Genomic DNA, 16,367 nt, shown 5'->3' on the forward strand with positions numbered 1-16,367 from the left:
GCCCGCCCCGAACCCCCTCCGGCCGCCTTCAGAGCAACATTTGAGGTTCGCGCCGGGCTTCCCACCGGGTCGGGCTTCAGGCCGGGTCGGCCTCCCGGGGGACGCGGTTGACGCGGTGCAGATCCGGGACGCAGAGGTTGAGCACGGTCGCCGCGACGATCAGCGCGGCGCAGGCCAGGAGCACCCCCTGGCCGCTCCACGCGTGCACCGCGAGGGCGGTGACGAGATAGCCGAGGGGGATGGCGAGCCGTTCGCCGACACCGTTGAACGCGCTCATGCGGCCCTGCTCCGCCGAGGGCACATGCTGCTGGAACGCGGTGGTCCAGGCGACGATCGCGACATCGAGCCCGACCCCCGCGAGGAAGGCGGCCACGAGGACGAGCGGCAGCGGCAGACCCCAGGCCATGGCCGCCAGCGGAAGCGCGAGCCCGCCGCCCGCGACGACCGCGACCGCCAGCAGCCGGTACGGCCGCCACCGCAGACACACCAGGGTTCCGGCCAGCAGCCCGCAGGAGAAGGCCGCCTGGACCAGGCCCCAGTCGCGTGCCCCGGCGTACCGGCGGGCGGCGACGAGCGGGCCGAGGAGCTGGAAGCCCGCCAGCCACGCGGCGACGAGGACGGTCCCGGCGGCCGTGTAGGTCCACAGCCAGGTACGCGACCAGAACCCCGTCCAGCCGGCCCGCAGGTCGGCCAGGACACCGCGGGCCGCGGCGGGCGCCGCGGCCAGGCGCAGGCCCAGCAGCAGGACGGCGGCGACGGCGAACGTGCCGGCGTCCCAGGCCAGCGCCCAGGCCGCGCCGCTCAGGGCGACGACGAAGCCCCCGGCGACCGGGCCCAGCACCTTCACCGCGTTGCTCGGCAGCCTGAGCAGCGCGTTGGCCCGCTGGAGGTGTTTCGCGGGGACGATCTGCGCGACGGCACCCTGGGTGGCGGGCACGATGAACGACGCCGCCGTGCCCGACACGAAGCCGCACGCCGCGATCGACACCGTCGTCGCATGCCCCGTGGCCACGGTGAGGGCCAGCGCCCCCTGCGCGCCCGCCGCCACCAGATTCCCCAGGAACAGGATCCGGCTGCGCGACCACCGATCCGCGAACAGGCCGCCCATGAGCAGGAACAGGATGGTGGGCACGGTGTTCACCGCGAGCACGACCCCCAGCGACCCGGCCCCGCCGCCCTCCTCGATCACCGAGTACGCGAGCGCGAGCGGCGCCATCGCGGACCCGGTCGCCGAGACGAGATTCGCCGCCACGAACCGCCGGAAGGCGGGGTTCCGCAAGGGCGTGCCGACGGTGTCCGGTGATGCGGTCGCGGTCCCCATGTCAGCGCAGCGCCGGATGATCCGCCACCACCGTGCACGAACCGGGGGCGATCTCCGTGAATCCGGCATCGCGGACCAACGGCAGCCCGCTGTGCGTGAGCCGGGTCCATTCGGCGGGGGTGGCGGTGCGGACGGAGAGGGGGTAGCCGGCGGCGCGCCAGGCGGTGCGGGCCGTGTCGGGCAGGTCCCACCAGGCGAGTTGGGCGGCGTGGCCGGTCTGGGCCATGGTCTTGCCCGCGGACATCGCGAGGTCCGGGTTGAGCCACAGGACGGGGGCGGTGCGGTCGGGGTCCGACGGGGGCTCGGGGTCGTCCAGTTCGGTGCCGGAGACCTGGAGCTTGGCCAGGTCCTTGGGCCAGCCGTCCAGGGGGATCGGCGGGAAGACCCGTACCTCCGCGGTCCTGCCGGTCACCGTGATCCCGGGCAGCGTCCCGGCGCGCCGCCACTCCGCCCCCCGGGCCCGCCGGACCACCTTGCGGATCCGGGCGTCCTCCCAGTTCCGTACGGCCTCGGCCCACTCGCCGTCGCCGCGGGCCCGTTCGTCGCCGAGCAGCGTCAGGACCGCCCGCGCGGACGTCTCCAGGGCGTCGGTACGGGCGGGCGGCGCATCGCGTTCGAGGCGGACGACGAGGGGCAGCACGTACTGCGGGGCCTCGTCGCGCGGGGACGGAAGGGGACTGTCGGCGGGGATCGGAACATCGCTCACGAGGGGCCACCCTACGAAGCCGCACGCGCGCCGATCAACGCGCGCCCCGGACACGCGCCCCGGAACGCGCGCCCCGGACACGCGCCGCGCAACGGGCGTCGGGTATCGCGAGGACCGTCCCCGCCCGGCGGGCCGTCTGAAGAAGAATGGGCCCATGCACCGTGACCTGCGACTGACCGCCGTGGGCCGCCGCTACGGCGTCCGCGGCCCCTGGGTGTTACGAGGCGTCGACCTCACCATCGCCCCCGGCACCCTGACCCGGATAGAGGGGGCGAACGGCACCGGGAAGTCGACCCTGCTGCGCCTGCTCGCCCGGCTCGACGCGCCCACCGAGGGCCGGATCACCGGCCGCCCCCGCACGGCCTACGTACCGGAGCGGTTCCCGTCCGCGCTGCCCTTCACGGCCGCCGGATACCTGACCCGGCTCGGCACCGTCCACGGGCTGTCCCGCGCGTCCGCCGCCCGCGCCGCCGGGGCCTGGCTGGAGCGGTTCGGGGCGGCCGCGTACGCGGGGACGCCGATGGCGCGGCTGTCCAAGGGAAGCAGCCAGAAGATCGCCGTCGCGCAGGCGCTGCTCGCGGACCCCGAGCTGCTGGTCCTGGACGAGGCGTGGACCGGGCTCGACGCGGACGCGCGGGACGAGCTGGAGCGGGCGGTGGCCGAGCGGACCGCGGCGGGCGGCGCCGTCGTCTTCGTGGACCACGACCCGCGACGGCTCGCGGGGGCGCCGGACGCGACATATACCGTGGCCGACGGCGGGCTCAAGGCCCCTACGGGCGGCGGCGGTCCGGCCGCCGGGGCGCTCGCCGTCATCGTGGTGCGAGGCGGTGGGCAGCTGCCGCCCGACGCGGCACGGCTCGTGACCGACGCCGAGCGGACCGGCCCCGGCCGGCACCGGCTGACCGTCCCCGCCTCCCACTCCGACGTCCTGCTGCGCACCCTCCTCGCGACCCGCCCGCCCTGGCACATCGTCAGCGTCGCACCACCCGCCGACAACGCCGAGCCACCCCTCGACCCCCGGAGCCGGGTATGAGCGCACTCCTGCGGTACCACGTCGAACTGCTGCTGCGCTCGCAGCGCTGGCCGGCTCCGCTGATCCTGTACGCCGCGTTCCTCGGGGTCGGGGTGCAGGGCGGGCAGCCGGTGCTGGACTCGCTCGGGTACGCGGCCGCCGGGCTGCTGCCGGTGGCCGCCTGGCTGGTGCGGATCTGCGTCACCGGGGAGCCGCCCGCCGCCCGTGCCGTCGTGGCCGCGCCGCACGGACCCGCGCGGGCGCACCTCGCCTGTCTGCTGACGGCGCTGCTCGCGGCGGCCGTCCTCGGTACGGCGGCGACGCTCGTCGTCACCCTGATCAGCGACCCGGCGAGCAACGGCGCCCAGGTCAGGGTGGATCGCCTGGGCGCCGGCGCGGCCGGTCTCGCGGCCGCGTACGCCTGTGCGCTGCTCGGCGCGGCCGTCGGCGCGCTCACCCACTGGCCGCTGCTGCGCTCCGCCGGGCGCGCGGTGCCCGCGATGCTGCTCGGCGCGCTGCTGGCGACGGTGCTCGGGGGCTCCAGTGGGCGGGGGGTCCCCGGCCCAGGCCGCGGTCAGCGGCCTGGTCACCGGTTCGCGGTCCGGCCGGGTGCCGGTGCCGCTGCTGCCGCTGGCCGGGGCGGCCCTGCTCACGGCCGCGGCCTTCGCCGCGGCCTGCGCGTTCACCGCCCGCAGGACACCCTGAGCGTCAGCGGTGGCCCTGGCTCGCGGCGATCATCTGGGAGACCTTCACGAACCGGTAGCCGCGCTTGCGCAGCTCCGGCACGACGGTGCGGACGACCTGCTCCGTGGTCGGGGCGGCGCTGCGGGTGCAGTGCATGATGACCACCGAGCCGGGCCGCACCCCGTCCAGCACCTGCTTGGCCACCGCGTCGGCGTCCGTGGCGAACGCGTCCCCGCTCACCACGTCCCACTGGATCGCGGTCACCCCGAGCCCGCTGAGCGCGCGCAGCGACCGCTGGTCGTAACAGCCGCCGGGGAAGCGGAAGTACGGCAGCGCGTTGCGCAGCCCCGCCTTGCGGAAGGCGGTGTAGGCCCGCTCGACGTCCGCACGGGCGTGGTCCGCGTCCATGGTCGGCAGGCCGTAGCAGCTCGGGGTGAACGCGTAGTGGCTGTAGGAGTGGTTGGCGACCTCGAACTGCGGGTCACCCCCGAGACTGCGGGCCTCGTCCGGGTACTCCTCGGCCCAGCGGCCGGTCATGAAGATGGTCGCGGGCACCTTCAGCGTGTGCAGGGCGCCGATCAGACCGGGGTTGTCGAAGCGCTCGCCGCGGGCGGCGCGGGGCCCCTCGTCGGCGGTCATGTCGGCGTCGAAGCTGAACGCCACGATCTTGCCCTTGTCGCGCGGGCCGTGCTCGAAGACCGGGGTGAGGCCGCCGGGACCCGGGGTGAGCACGGGCGGGCGGGTGGCGGACGGGGAGGCGGACACGGGGGACTTGGCCGGGGCCGGGCGGGTGCTGCCCGTGGGACCCGCGGTTCCGCAGGCGGCGAGAGCCGCGCCCAGGGCACAAATGGCGGTCATACGGCGTACTAGTGGGATCACCGTACGAACGTAGGACTGTTTGATCGTTTGTATGGCGATATGTCCCGTGGCGCGGCGGTACGGTCACCCGCGCGGCGGTCCGCTCAGGGGTCACTCGGCGTCCTGCTCGGGGTCGTCCGCCGTCGTGACCGGGGTCGATTCGAGGTCCCGCTGCTCCAACGGCCGTACCGCGGGCCCCTGGAGCACCCGCCCGTCGACATCGAAGCGGGAGCCGTGGCAGGGGCATTCCCAGGCGCGTTCGGCGCGGTTGAAGGCGACCAGGCAGCCCAGATGGGTGCAGCGGGCCGAGACGGCGTGCAGCGCGCCCGCGTCGTCGCGGTGCACGGCGAGCCGCTGCTCACCGGCCCGGACCAGCGCGCCGTCGCCCGGTGCCAGGTCGTCGAGGCCGACGGGCGGCTTCAGCCGGTCGCCGACGAAGTGCCGGGCCACCTCGGCCTGCGCCCTGAGCAGCGCGGGCGCCTCGCGCACCACCGACTTCAGGCGCCGGGGGTCGTACAGCTCACGCCAGGGGCTGTCCCGGCCGGTGATCAGCGCGGTCAGCAGCAGCCCGGCCATGATGCCGCCGCTCAGCCCCCAGCCGCCGAAGCCCGTGGCCACATAGGTGTGCCGGGCGCCCGGGTGCAGCGGGCCGACCAGCGGAACGGTGTCGGTGGCGTCGTTGTCCTGGGTGGCCCAGGCACGGTCGAGGCGCACCCCGGGAAAGTGTCGCTCGGCCCACCCGGCGAGCCCGTCGAGAGCCGCGCCCGGATCGCCGGTCCCCGGCGTGAAGTGCTCCCCGGTGACCACGAGCAGCCGCCCGCCGTCGCCCGGCGCGGTCCGCACCGAACGGGTGTTCTCCTCGGGGGTGATGTACATGCCCCCGGGGTCGGGCCCGTCGCCCAGCGGCCCGGCGACGACCAGTTCGCGGCGCGGCTGCAGCCGGGCGAACAGCAGGGCACGGTCGAACACCGGGTAGTGCGTGGCCACGACGACGTCCCGGGCGGTGACGGTACGGCCCGACTCGGTCGTCAGCGTGCGGGGCCCCGAGGCGCCGCCCTCGTCCAGGCCGACGACCCGGGTGCCCTCGTACACCCGGCCGCCGCGCGCGATCAGGTCCGCGGTGAGCGCCCGCAGGTATTTCACCGGGTGGTACTGCGCCTGCCCCCGCACCCGCACCGCGCCCGCCACCGGGAACGGCAGCCCGGTCTCCGTGGTGAACGACGCGTCCAGGCCCGCCTCCCGCGCGGCCCGCGCCTCCGCCCGCACCTCGTCCACCCGCTCCGGGCCCCGGACATAGGTGTACGCGTCCCGGGTCTCCCACTCGCAGTCGACGCCGAGCTCGGCCACCAGGTCCGCCGCGTGCGCGATCGCCTCCGACTGCGAACGGGCGTACAGCCGCGCCCCCTCGGGCCCGCGGGTGCGCCGCAGCCGGTCGTAGACCAGGGTGTGCTGGGCGGTCAGCTTGGCCGTGGTGTAGCCGGTGACCCCGGCCGCCACCCGGCCCGCCTCCAGTACGACGACCCGCAGCCCGGCCCTGGCCAGCTCGTACGCGGTGCTCAGCCCGGCCATCCCGGCGCCGATCACGGCCGCGTCGGCCTCGATGTCCTCGGTGAGAGCGGGGTGGGCGGGACCGGGTGCGGTGTCCAGCCAGTACGACTCGGTGACCTTGCGCATGGCCGCCGGGTACCCCTGGCCGGGGGCGGCTCACGTCTCGTTCAGCAGCCGCCGCCGGCACTCGGCCAGATCGAACGGGGACCGCGGATACCTGGGGTCCATCTCCCGCAGGTGTTCGAGCAGGAGGCGGCCGACGGCCCAGTTCCGGTACCACTTGTGGTCGGCGGGGATCACGTACCAGGGCGGGGTGGCGCAGTGTTCGAGGGCCAGCTCGTACGCCTGCTGGTAGGCGGGCCACAGGGCCCGCTCGTCGATGTCGGAGGGCGCGAACTTCCAGCGCTTGTCCGGGCGGTCGAGGCGGCGCAGCAGCCGGCGGCGCTGCTCCTCGTAGGAGAGATGGAGGAAGCACTTCACCACGGTCACGCCGTCCTCGGCGAGGGCGCGCTCGAAGTCGTTGATCCGGCCGTAGCGGCTGCCGATCTCGGCGTCCGGCACCAGCCGCCGGACGCGGGCGACCAGGACGTCCTCGTAGTGCGAGCGGTCGAAGATGCCGATCTCGCCGGGCCCCGGGAGCGCCTGCCGCACCCGCCACAGGAAGTCGTGCCGCAGTTCCTCGGCGGTGGGCGCCTTGAACGCCCGGATACGGCAGCCCGAGGGGTTGAGGTGGCCGATCACATGCTTGACGGTGCCGCCCTTGCCGCTGGTGTCCATCCCCTGGAGCACCAGCAGCACCCGGCGCCGGTCGCCCGCGGTGCCCGCCGCCCACAGCCGCTCCTGGAGCCCGGCCAGCTCCTCGCCCATGCGCTCGGCGTCGGCGAGCGCGGCCTGTTTGCCGCCGGGGGCGCCCGGTGCGGCCGCCGGGTCGTGTGCGGCCAGGTCGACGGTCTCGCCCGGGGCCAGGCGCAGCAGCCGCCGCAGATCTCGTTTCGCCACGGGCGTTCCTTCCGGCTCGGCGTCCTTCGATGGTGTCTCCCCCGGCACCCGGCCCGGGCGCGGCTCAGCGTCCGTGGCGGCCGGTCAGGGTGCCGGGGGAGAGGGGTGGTCGCCGGGCGGCGGGCAGGGGCCGCTGTAGCCGGTCCTCCCGAAACCGTCGCGGCCCTCGACGGCGCCCGGCGGGTGCGCCCCGGCGGACAGCCGGCGGGTGTGCGCGTCGAGGCCCCGCACCGTCACGGCCAGGGAGCGGGTGCCCGCGGGCACCCCGGAGAGGGCGATCGGGGGCGAGACGTCCGCTCTCGCAGGGGAAGCGGCGGGCGGCGGCCGGGGTCGTCGTGTCCGTCCTGCCGGTGGGGGAGGCGGCACCGGTCGCGTCGCCGGTGCCGCCTCCGCGGCCCGTGGCGGCGATCAGGACGACCGCCGTGCCCGCCAAGCTCGTGCGCATGTCCGCACGCTACTCGGGGTGAGGGCCTCCGCCCGGGTTCGGCGTGAGGTGGTGGTGGCCGATCTCGGGGCCGGGGGCGCCGTTCAGGTCCGGGGTCTGTGCCCGGTCGCCGTTCGGGGTGGTCTCCTCAGGGGCGATCTCCTTGGGGGGCTGCTCCGGGGCCTGCTGCGCGGTGCCCCCGGCGGGCGGTGCGTCCGGCCGGTTGCCGCGCTCCAGGAAGTGCAGCAGCTCCACCGGGATCGGCAGGACCAGGGTGGAGTTCTTCTCGGCGGAGACCGCCATCACCGTCTGGAGCAGGCGCAGCTGGAGCGCGGCCGGGGTGCCGGACATCTGCTGGGCGGCCTCGGCGAGCTTCTTGGACGCCTGGAGCTCGGCGTCGGCGTTGATGATCCGCGCCCGGCGCTCCCGGTCCGCCTCGGCCTGGCGGGCCATGGACCGCTTCATCGTGTCGGGCAGCGAGACATCCTTGATCTCGACCCGGTCCACCTGGATGCCCCAGCCCACGGCCGGGCTGTCGATCATCAGCTCCAGACCCTGGTTGAGCTGCTCGCGGTTGGAGAGCAGATCGTCCAGGTCGCTCTTGCCGATGATCGAACGCAGCGAGGTCTGCGCCATCTGCGAGACGGCGAACTTGTAGTCCTCGACCTTCACCAGCGCGCTCGTCGCGTCGACCACCCGGAAGTAGACGACCGCGTCCACCCGCACGGTGACATTGTCGCGGGTGATGCCCTCCTGGGCGGGGATCGGCAGCGTGACGATCTGCAGGTTGACCTTCGCCAGCCGGTCCACGAAGGGAATGATCAGCGTGAGGCCCGGCGGCCGCACATCACCGGCGACCCGGCCGAGCCGGAACAGCACCCCGCGCTCGTACTGCTTGACCACGCGGGCCGCCATCCCCATGTACACCAGGGCGACGCAGATCAGCGCGACGATCGCCCCCGTCAGCTCCGGGACCATGACGACCTCCTCACCTAGAGGTCTGATGCGCCTATTTCATCCGTCGATGCAACGATATGCCTTTTTTGACGTCAAGGGATCAGAGGGATTCATCAGAGGGATTCAAAGGTGTCCGTCTCCGTCCGGTGGGCCCGCACCGCGCCCGTGTGCACCTCGTAGTACCAGCCGTGCAGCCCCAGCCGGCCCTCGGCCAGTGCCCGCTCCACGCACGGGTACGAGCGCAGCCGCAGCAGCTGGGTCAGCACATGGCACTGCACGGCCTCGGCCACCTCCGGATCCTCCGGCGCGCCGGACGGGCGCGGCGCGGCATGCGCCAGCCAGTCCCGCACGGCCGGTACGGCCGTCAGGTCGTCGCCCCGCACCAGCGCGCCGACGGCGCCGCAGTGCGAGTGGCCGCAGACCACGATGTCGCGGACGCCGAGCACCTCCACGGCGTACTCGATGGTGGCCGCCTCGCTGGTGGGGTGGGCGGAGGTGTGCGGCGGGACGATGTTGCCCGCCGTGCGCAGCTCGAACAGCTGGCCGGGGCGGGCGCCGGTGATCAGGGCCGGGACGACCCGGGAGTCGGAGCAGGTGATGAACAGGACCTGCGGGGACTGTCCGGCGCCGTGCCGGGCGAACTCCTCGGGGCGGTCGCCGAAGCTACGGGCGTTGTCGATGAGGGGCTGCATAGGGGGCCATCCATGCCTCTCGTCCGGGCCAACCATTGGTCAATGGAAGGTCAAGAAAGACATTAGCGTGGCAAAGCCCCCCACGGGCGGAAATTCACCCTATGGGGGGATCGACCCCCTGCTCAGGGCCCGACGGGCCCCTTCGTTCAGGCCCCGACGAGCCCCTTCGCGTCCCGGGCGAGCGCGGTGAGACGGGATATCGCGCGGAAGTACTTCTTGCGGTAGCCGCCGTTCAGCATCTCCTCGCTGAACAGCTGGTCGAACGGCAGCCCGGACGCCAGGACCGGGACCTCGCGGTCGTAGAGCCGGTCCGCGAGCACCACCAGGCGCAGCGCCGTCGACTGGTCCGGCACCGGCCGCACATCGGTGAGGCAGACCGCCGAAAGGCCGTCGGTCAGCGCGCCGTACCGGCTCGGGTGCACCTTGGCCAGGTGCTCCAGCAGATGCGGGAAGTCGTCGAGGGAGGCGCCCTCGGTGGCGTACGCGGCCCGGGTCACCTGCTCGTCGGTGAACGGCGCGGGTGCCTCGGGCAGGCCCCGGTGGCGGTAGTCCTCGCCGTCGATGCGCAGGGCGCGGAAGTGGGCGGACAGGCCCTGGATCTCGCGCAGGAAGTCGGCGGCCGCGAACCGGCCCTCGCCCAGCTTGCCGGGCAGCGTGTTGGAGGTGGCGGCGAGCGCGACCCCGGCCTCGACCAGCTTGCCGAGCAGCGTCGAGACGAGCACCGTGTCGCCCGGGTCGTCCAGCTCGAACTCGTCGATGCACAGCAGCCGGTGCTCGGACAGGGTCCGCACGGTCTGCTGGAAACCGAGGGCGCCGACCAGGTTGGTCAGCTCCACGAAGGTGCCGAACGCCTTGCGGGAGGGCTCGGCGGGGGTGGCGTGCCACAGGGAGGCGAGCAGATGGGTCTTGCCGACGCCGTAACCGCCGTCGAGGTAGACACCGCGGGGGCCCGCCGGGGTCCTGGGCGCCTTCGCCCGGCCGAAGCCGAGGAAGCCGCGCCGGCCCGCGCCGGAGGCGTGCGCCCCGCCGAGCCCGGCAGCGAAGCCCTCCAGGACCGTGACGGCCTCGGTCTGGCTGGGCTGGTTCGGGTCCGGTATGTACGTCGAGAAGCGGACCGAGTCGAAGCGCGGTGGCGGCACCATCTCGGCGACCAGCCGGTCCGCGGGGACGTGCGGCTCGCGCTCGCAGAGGGAGAGGGGGCCCGCTTCGGTCAGGGCGCTGGATCCGGGGGCGGTGGTGGAGGACGACACGGTTACCCATGCTAAGCGCCGTGTCACACTGCACGACATGCGACGCCTGTTCCCTGTGACCGACGAAACACCAGCCCAGGCTTTTGGCGGGGGCGAAAGGGGCGCCGCGGGCGCCGACCGCGAGTGGAGCCTCGCCGAGCTGGCCGCCGCCTACGCCTACCCGGCGAAGCGGCCCTGGCTGCGCGGCAACATGGTCTCCTCGCTGGACGGCGCCGCCCAGCACGACGGCCACTCCCAGCCCATCTCCAGCGCCACCGACATGCGGATCTTCGGCACGCTGCGGGCGCTCGCCGATGTCGTGGTCGTCGGCGCAGAAACGGTACGGCAGGAGGGGTACCGCCCGGCCCGCGCGCGGGCGGAGTTCGCCGCGGCGCGGCAGGCGGCCGGGCAGGCCCCCGCACCGGCGATCGCGGTCGTCACCGCGAGCCTGGACCTGGACTTCTCGCTCCCGCTGTTCGCCGCGCCCCTGGTGCCCACGCTGATCCTGACCGGCGCCGCGGCCGCGCCCGAGAAGGTCGCCGCCGCCGAGAAGGCGGGCGCCCGGGTGGTCGTCGCGGGGGAGGGCATGGGCGTCGACCCCGGACGCGCCGTGCGCGCCCTCGCCGGGCTCGGCCACCACCGGCTGCTCACCGAGGGCGGGCCCCGGCTGCTCGGCCAGCTGATCGCCGCCGAGGTGCTGGACGAGCTGTGCCTGACCCTTTCGCCGACGCTCACGGCGGGGGACGCGCAGCGCATCGCCGGGGGGCCGTCGGTCACCGTGCCGCGCCGATTCGAACTCGCGTCCCTCCTGGAGGAGGACGGATTTCTGTTCGGTCGTTACCGCCGGCCCTGAAATCAGCGGAATCTGTCGTTCCGTTTGGCCTTCGGCGGGCACACTTAGACCCGCAGTACCCGTGCAGGCGCGGGGGAAAATGGTTTCCGCAGGGGCCCGGCCACGGCCCACGGAGGAGAAGAGGCGTTTGGTGTTCACAAGCGTTCTGATGATCGAGAAGGCAATGACGTCCGCGGACGTCGAGTTCGTCACCACCTTGCACGGCGACGAGCCGGTCGCCTTCCATGTGCTTCTCCAGCCGCGCGGCGACCAGGCGGACCGCCTGCTGCGGGCCATCGACGACATCGCGCTCGGCGAGCTGGACGAGGCGGTGCGCGAGCACGAGACCCCGGAGGGGGAGGACGCGCGCAGCGTCGGCCGGCAGGCCCTGGACGTCTCGGTCACCGCCCTGCGGGCCTCCGGCAGCGTGGCCGACGGGCGGCTGGTCGAGAACCATCCGCTGGACGCGCTCAAGGCGATGGTGGCGGAGGTGGGCGCCGACGAGGTGATCGTGCTCACCGATCCGCACTACGTGGAGGAGTTCTTCCACCGGGACTGGGCCTCGCGGGCCCGGCACAAGGTGGGGGTGCCGGTGCTGAAGCTGTTCTCGCACAGCAAGGCGTAGGGGCTTCACCGAAGGCGGGGGCCGAGCGCATAGGCTAGGCCCCGCTTCAGCTCGTACCGTCTCTGGGGAGAAACGCATGGCACCCGGCCTTCCTGCCGCCATGGACCGACCGCACTTCATCGGCATCGGCGGCGCCGGGATGTCGGGGATCGCGAAGATCCTCGCCCAGCGCGGGGCCGAGGTCGCCGGCAGCGACGCCAAGGACTCGGCGACCGCCCGGGCGCTGCGGGCGCTCGGGGTCACCGTGCACCTCGGGCACGCCGCCGGGCACCTCGCCGACGACGCCAGCTGTGTCGTCGTCTCCTCGGCGATCCGCGAGGACAACCCGGAGCTGGCCCGCGCCGCCGAGCTGGGCGTCCCGGTCGTGCACCGCTCGGACGCGCTGGCCGCGCTGATGACCGGGCTGCGCCCGATCGCCGTGGCCGGCACGCACGGCAAGACGACCACCACCTCGATGCTGGCCGTCTCCCTCGGCGAGCTGGGCCTGAAGCCCTCGTACGCCATCGGCGGCGACCTGGACGAGCCCGGCTCCAACGCGCTGCACGGCGCCGGTGACATCTTCGTCGCCGAGGCGGACGAATCGGACCGCAGCTTCCACAAGTACGCGCCCGAGGTCGCCATCGTCCTCAACGTCGAGCTGGACCACCACGCCAACTACGCCTCGATGGACGAGATCTACGAGTCCTTCGAGACCTTCGCCGGGAAGATCGTGCCCGGCGGCACCCTGGTGATCTCCGCCGACCACGAGGGCGCCCGCGAGCTGACCCGGCGGCTGGCCGGATCGGTGCGGACGGTGACGTACGGCGAGGCCGCCGATGCCGATGTCCGGGTCACCGCCATCGTCCCGCAGGGCCTGAAGAGCCTGGTCACCGCGGTGATCGACGGCGAGGAGCTGACCTTCGCGGTCTCCGTGCCCGGCCGGCACTACGCGCTCAACGCCGTCGCCGCGCTCGCCGCCGGCGCCGCCCTCGGCATCCCGGCCGCCGAGCTGGCGCCCGCCGTCGCCGCCTACACCGGGGTCAAGCGGCGCCTCCAGCTCAAGGGCGAGGCCGCCGGGGTGCAGGTGATCGACTCCTACGCCCACCACCCCACCGAGATGACCGCGGACCTGGAGGCCATGCGGGGCGCCGCCGGGGACGCCCGGATCCTCGTCGTCTTCCAGCCGCACCTGTTCTCCCGCACCCAGGAGCTGGGCAAGGAGATGGGCCAGGCCCTGGCGCTCGCCGACGCCTCGGTGGTCCTGGACATCTACCCGGCCCGCGAGGACCCGATCCCGGGCATCACCAGCGAGCTGATCATCGAGGCCGCGCGCGCCGCGAACGCCCAGGTCACCGCGGTGCACGACAAGGCGGAGATCCCGGCCGTGATCGCGGGAATGGCCGGGCCCGGTGATCTCGTTCTCACCATGGGCGCGGGTGATGTGACCGACCTGGGCCCGCTGATCCTGGACCGCCTGTCGCAGCAGTAAGGGGCTGAGACCCATGTCGTACGACATCGAGAAGCCGGACGAGCAGTGGCGCGCGGAGCTGGACCCGGCCGAGTACGCGGTGCTCCGCCAGGCCGGTACCGAGCCCGCGTTCACCGGTGAGTACACGGACACCACCGCCAAGGGCGTCTACTCCTGCCGCGCCTGCGGGGCCGAACTGTTCACCTCGGAGACCAAGTTCGCCTCGCACTGCGGCTGGCCGTCCTTCTTCGACCCGAAGGACACCGACGCCGTGGAGCTGATCGAGGACCGCTCCCACGGGATGGTCCGCACCGAGGTGCGCTGCGCCCGCTGCGGCTCGCACCTCGGGCATGTCTTCGCGGGGGAGGGGTATGCGACCCCCACCGACCAGCGGTACTGCATCAACTCGATCTCGCTGAGGCTGGCGCCCGAGGAGGGCTGACCCGCCTGGAGCAGGCCGGATGAAGTGGGCCGTTGCCGTTTAGACTCTCGCGGGCAACGGCCCGTGCGTCGTCGGCCGTGCCGTGGCCGCGGGCGGGCGGAGAGCTGTCAGACCCGAAGGGTGCCCGGCGTTTTGATACGGATAGATGCAGTCACGAAGCGGTACGACGACGGCACGGTCGCGGTCGACCGGCTGTCGCTCGAGATACCGGACCGCGCGATCACCGTCCTCGTCGGGCCCTCCGGCTGCGGCAAGACGACGACCCTGCGGATGATCAACCGGATGGTGGAGCCCACCGAGGGCCGCATCCTCCTGGACGGCGCGGACATCCGGCAGCAGCCGGTCAACTCCCTGCGCCGCTCCATGGGGTACGTCATCCAGAACGCGGGGCTCTTCCAGCACCGCACCATCCTCGACAACATCGCCACCGTGCCCCGGCTGCTCGGCTGGAGCAAGCCGAAGGCGCGCGAGCGGGCCGCGGAACTGATGGCGCGGGTCGGCCTCGACACCTCGCTGGCCAAGCGGTATCCGTACCAGCTCTCCGGCGGCCAGCAGCAGCGCGTCGGCGTGGCCCGCGCGCTCGCCGCGGATCCGCCGGTGCTGCTGATGGACGAGCCGTTCTCCGCCGTCGACCCCGTGGTCCGCAAGGGACTCCAGGACGAACTGCTGCGGATCCAGGACGAACTGGGCAAGACGATCGTCTTCGTCACCCATGACATCGACGAGGCGATCAAGCTGGGCACCATGGTCGCCGTACTGCGCGAGGGCGGCCGGCTGGCCCAGTTCGCGCCGCCGGCCGAGCTGCTCAGCGCGCCCGCCGACGCCTTCGTGGAGGACTTCCTCGGCGCCGACCGGGGCATCCGGCGGCTGTCCTTCTTCCCGTCCGACAGCCTGGAGCTGGCGACCGCGCCGCTGGTCCCGCTCGACGCGGACGCCGAACGGCTCGCCGCCGCCGACGCGCCCTACCTCCTGGTCACCGACGCCGACGGCCGGCCGCTCGGCTGGGCCGAGCCCGGCGCGCCCCTCGACCGGGACCGGCTCCTGGACCACGGGCGGCCGTTCCGGCCCGGCACCGACTCGCTGCGCACCGCCCTGGACGGGGCCGTGCTGTCGCCGACCGGCTGGGCGGTCGCCGTGGACGGCGACGGGCGCGCCGTGGGCGTCGTGTCGCAGCAGGCCGTCGGGGAGGCGATCCGCGCCGCGCACGGCCGGGCCGGCGCCGAGGCGAAGGCCGCCCGATGAACGGCTTCTTCGATCTGCCGAGCGACCTCCAGTACAGCTACCTCGGTCTCGTCGGACTGCATCTGCGCGAGGCGCTGATCCCGGTGCTGGCCGGGCTGGTCGTCGCGCTGCCCATCGCCCAGCTGTGCGCACGCTTCCGCTGGATCTACCCGCCCGTGCTCGGCCTGACCACCGTGCTCTACTCCATCCCCTCGCTCGCCTTCTTCGTCGTCCTCATCGACTACTTCGGGCAGAGCGAGGCCACGGTGATGATCCCGCTCGCGGTCTACAGCCTGGTGGTGCTGGTCCCCGGCATCGTGGACGGCGTCCGCTCGGTGCCCCAGGAGACACTGGCCGCCGCCGAGGCGATGGGCTTTGGCCCGCTGCGCCGCTATCTCCAGGTCCAACTCCCCATCGCCGCACCGGCGATCATCGCCGGCCTGCGGGTGGCGGTCATCTCCAGCCTGTCCCTGGTCAGCGTCGGCATGCTCATCGGCAACCAGGGCGCCCTGGGCAACATGCTCTACGACGCGAACACCTACCACCGGCCCGCTCTGGCCGTCAACTCGGTCCTGACCACGGCGGTGTTGGGCGTCCTGGCCGATGCCCTGCTGGTCCTCGTGCGCCGACTGCTGACCCCCTGGATGCCGCGGAAGGGCGCCGCCCGGTGAACGTACTGAACCTCGTCCACGCCTTCTTCGGCGACGGCGCGCACTGGCACGGCTACGACGGCATACCGACCCGGCTCGCCGAGCACATCGGCTACTCGCTGGAGGCGCTGCTGATCGCCGCCGTGATCGGGCTGCCCGTCGGCCTGGTCACCGGGCACTACGGCCGGGGCGGCAACGCGCTCGCGCTGATCGCCACCGCGGGGCGGGCGCTGCCCAGCTTCGGACTGCTGGTGCTGATGGTCCTGTGGATCGGGCTCGGGCTGCTGCCGGTGATGATCCCGCTGGTGGTGCTCGCCGTACCGCCGATCCTGGTCACCACCTACGAGGCGGTGCGCACCGTCGACCCGTCCCCGGTGGACGCCGCCCGGGGCATGGGGATGTCCGAGGCGCGGGTGCTGTTCCGGGTCGAGGTGCCGGTCGCGCTGCCGCTGATCCTGTCCGGGCTGCGCACGGCGGCCGTGCAGATCATCTCCACCGCGACCATCGCGGCGTACGTCGGGCTCGGCGGGCTCGGCCGCTACATCATCGACGGCCTCTACCAGCGCGACTACGAGAAGGTCGTGGGCGGCGCCGCCCTGGTCGCCGGGCTCGCCCTGGTGACCCTCCTGCTGTTCTGGGCGGCCGCCCGGGTCACGGTGTCGCGCGGCGTACGCAGAAGTGCCTGACCGGCCCGCCGCGTTCCCCTTCTTTCCCCTTCAT

General features: G+C 73.6%; 17 protein-coding genes and 1 pseudogene. 9 read left to right on the forward strand and 9 right to left on the reverse strand.

From position 1 onward, the window contains the following. Nucleotides 1-76: 76 nt before the first annotated feature. Together ACLF5H_RS00430 and ACLF5H_RS00435 are read right to left on the reverse strand one after the other, a co-directional pair. Nucleotides 77-1,321 (reverse strand): MFS transporter, encoded by a 1,245-nt coding sequence (locus tag ACLF5H_RS00430; RefSeq protein WP_421674053.1) that lies wholly within the window; start codon nucleotides 1,319-1,321, stop codon nucleotides 77-79. Nucleotide 1,322: 1 nt separating this feature from the next. After that, nucleotides 1,323-2,027 carry a peptidyl-tRNA hydrolase gene (locus tag ACLF5H_RS00435; RefSeq protein WP_421674054.1) on the reverse strand — a complete coding sequence of 235 codons (705 nt, stop codon included), beginning with the start codon at nucleotides 2,025-2,027 and terminating at the stop codon, nucleotides 1,323-1,325. Nucleotides 2,028-2,181: 154 nt separating this feature from the next. Between ACLF5H_RS00435 and ACLF5H_RS00440 the strand changes: the two genes are divergently transcribed. Next, nucleotides 2,182-3,060 (forward strand): ABC transporter ATP-binding protein, encoded by an 879-nt coding sequence (locus ACLF5H_RS00440; protein WP_421674055.1) that lies wholly within the window; start codon nucleotides 2,182-2,184, stop codon nucleotides 3,058-3,060. Then, nucleotides 3,057-3,744: pseudogene (locus tag ACLF5H_RS00445) on the forward strand (ABC transporter). The gene ACLF5H_RS00440 and the pseudogene ACLF5H_RS00445 overlap by 4 nt, the downstream one beginning before the upstream one ends. Before the next feature lie 3 nt (nucleotides 3,745-3,747). Here ACLF5H_RS00445 and ACLF5H_RS00450 read toward each other — a convergent pair. The 7 genes from ACLF5H_RS00450 to zapE form a co-directional block, all read right to left on the reverse strand. Then, entirely contained in the window at nucleotides 3,748-4,602 is an 855-nt protein-coding gene (locus tag ACLF5H_RS00450) for a polysaccharide deacetylase family protein (protein ID WP_421674056.1), read from the reverse strand. 90 nt (nucleotides 4,603-4,692) lie between these two features. Next, the gene (locus ACLF5H_RS00455) at nucleotides 4,693-6,255 is read right to left on the reverse strand and encodes an FAD-dependent oxidoreductase (RefSeq protein WP_421674057.1); all 1,563 of its coding nucleotides are present in this window, start codon (nucleotides 6,253-6,255) and stop codon (nucleotides 4,693-4,695) included. A 30-nt stretch (nucleotides 6,256-6,285) separates the two neighbouring features. Next, the gene (locus ACLF5H_RS00460; RefSeq protein WP_421674058.1) at nucleotides 6,286-7,128 is read right to left on the reverse strand and encodes a PPK2 family polyphosphate kinase; all 843 of its coding nucleotides are present in this window, start codon (nucleotides 7,126-7,128) and stop codon (nucleotides 6,286-6,288) included. A gap of 84 nt (nucleotides 7,129-7,212) precedes the next feature. After that, nucleotides 7,213-7,494 (reverse strand): hypothetical protein, encoded by a 282-nt coding sequence (locus ACLF5H_RS00465; protein WP_421674059.1) that lies wholly within the window; start codon nucleotides 7,492-7,494, stop codon nucleotides 7,213-7,215. Between the two features lie 88 nt (nucleotides 7,495-7,582). Beyond that, nucleotides 7,583-8,530 carry a slipin family protein gene (locus ACLF5H_RS00470; protein ID WP_421674060.1) on the reverse strand — a complete coding sequence of 316 codons (948 nt, stop codon included), beginning with the start codon at nucleotides 8,528-8,530 and terminating at the stop codon, nucleotides 7,583-7,585. A gap of 92 nt (nucleotides 8,531-8,622) precedes the next feature. Further along, on the reverse strand, nucleotides 8,623-9,201 hold the full coding sequence (locus tag ACLF5H_RS00475; RefSeq protein WP_421674061.1) for a carbonic anhydrase: 579 nt from the start codon (nucleotides 9,199-9,201) through the stop codon (nucleotides 8,623-8,625). A 146-nt stretch (nucleotides 9,202-9,347) separates the two neighbouring features. Continuing rightward, the gene (zapE, locus tag ACLF5H_RS00480; protein WP_421674062.1) at nucleotides 9,348-10,451 is read right to left on the reverse strand and encodes a cell division protein ZapE; all 1,104 of its coding nucleotides are present in this window, start codon (nucleotides 10,449-10,451) and stop codon (nucleotides 9,348-9,350) included. Between the two features lie 37 nt (nucleotides 10,452-10,488). Here zapE and ACLF5H_RS00485 point away from each other — a divergent pair, with 37 nt between their 5' ends. The 7 genes from ACLF5H_RS00485 to ACLF5H_RS00515 all read left to right on the forward strand — a co-directional run bounded on the left by ACLF5H_RS00485 (nucleotide 10,489) and on the right by ACLF5H_RS00515 (nucleotide 16,333). Beyond that, nucleotides 10,489-11,283, forward strand: a complete 795-nt coding sequence (locus tag ACLF5H_RS00485) for a pyrimidine reductase family protein (protein ID WP_421674063.1) — start codon at nucleotides 10,489-10,491, stop codon at nucleotides 11,281-11,283. Nucleotides 11,284-11,413: 130 nt separating this feature from the next. Then, complete coding sequence (locus tag ACLF5H_RS00490) at nucleotides 11,414-11,887, forward strand: indole-3-glycerol phosphate synthase (protein ID WP_421674064.1); 474 nt, start codon at nucleotides 11,414-11,416, stop codon at nucleotides 11,885-11,887. A gap of 76 nt (nucleotides 11,888-11,963) precedes the next feature. Continuing rightward, on the forward strand, nucleotides 11,964-13,355 hold the full coding sequence (gene murC, locus ACLF5H_RS00495) for a UDP-N-acetylmuramate--L-alanine ligase (RefSeq protein WP_421674065.1): 1,392 nt from the start codon (nucleotides 11,964-11,966) through the stop codon (nucleotides 13,353-13,355). Between the two features lie 13 nt (nucleotides 13,356-13,368). Continuing rightward, on the forward strand, nucleotides 13,369-13,776 hold the full coding sequence (gene msrB, locus ACLF5H_RS00500) for a peptide-methionine (R)-S-oxide reductase MsrB (protein WP_421674066.1): 408 nt from the start codon (nucleotides 13,369-13,371) through the stop codon (nucleotides 13,774-13,776). A 132-nt stretch (nucleotides 13,777-13,908) separates the two neighbouring features. Beyond that, nucleotides 13,909-15,018 carry an ABC transporter ATP-binding protein gene (locus tag ACLF5H_RS00505; protein ID WP_421674067.1) on the forward strand — a complete coding sequence of 370 codons (1,110 nt, stop codon included), beginning with the start codon at nucleotides 13,909-13,911 and terminating at the stop codon, nucleotides 15,016-15,018. Continuing rightward, nucleotides 15,015-15,668, forward strand: coding sequence for an ABC transporter permease (locus ACLF5H_RS00510; RefSeq protein ID WP_421674068.1), 654 nt, complete (start codon nucleotides 15,015-15,017; stop codon nucleotides 15,666-15,668). Before ACLF5H_RS00505 ends, ACLF5H_RS00510 begins: the two co-directional genes overlap by 4 nt. Then, nucleotides 15,665-16,333 carry an ABC transporter permease gene (locus ACLF5H_RS00515; protein ID WP_421674069.1) on the forward strand — a complete coding sequence of 223 codons (669 nt, stop codon included), beginning with the start codon at nucleotides 15,665-15,667 and terminating at the stop codon, nucleotides 16,331-16,333. The genes ACLF5H_RS00510 and ACLF5H_RS00515 overlap by 4 nt, the downstream gene beginning before the upstream one ends. Nucleotides 16,334-16,367 lie beyond the last annotated feature (34 nt).

Source organism: Streptomyces sp. LaBMicrA B280 (assembly GCF_049222185.1).
GTDB lineage: Bacteria > Actinomycetota > Actinomycetes > Streptomycetales > Streptomycetaceae > Streptomyces > Streptomyces murinus.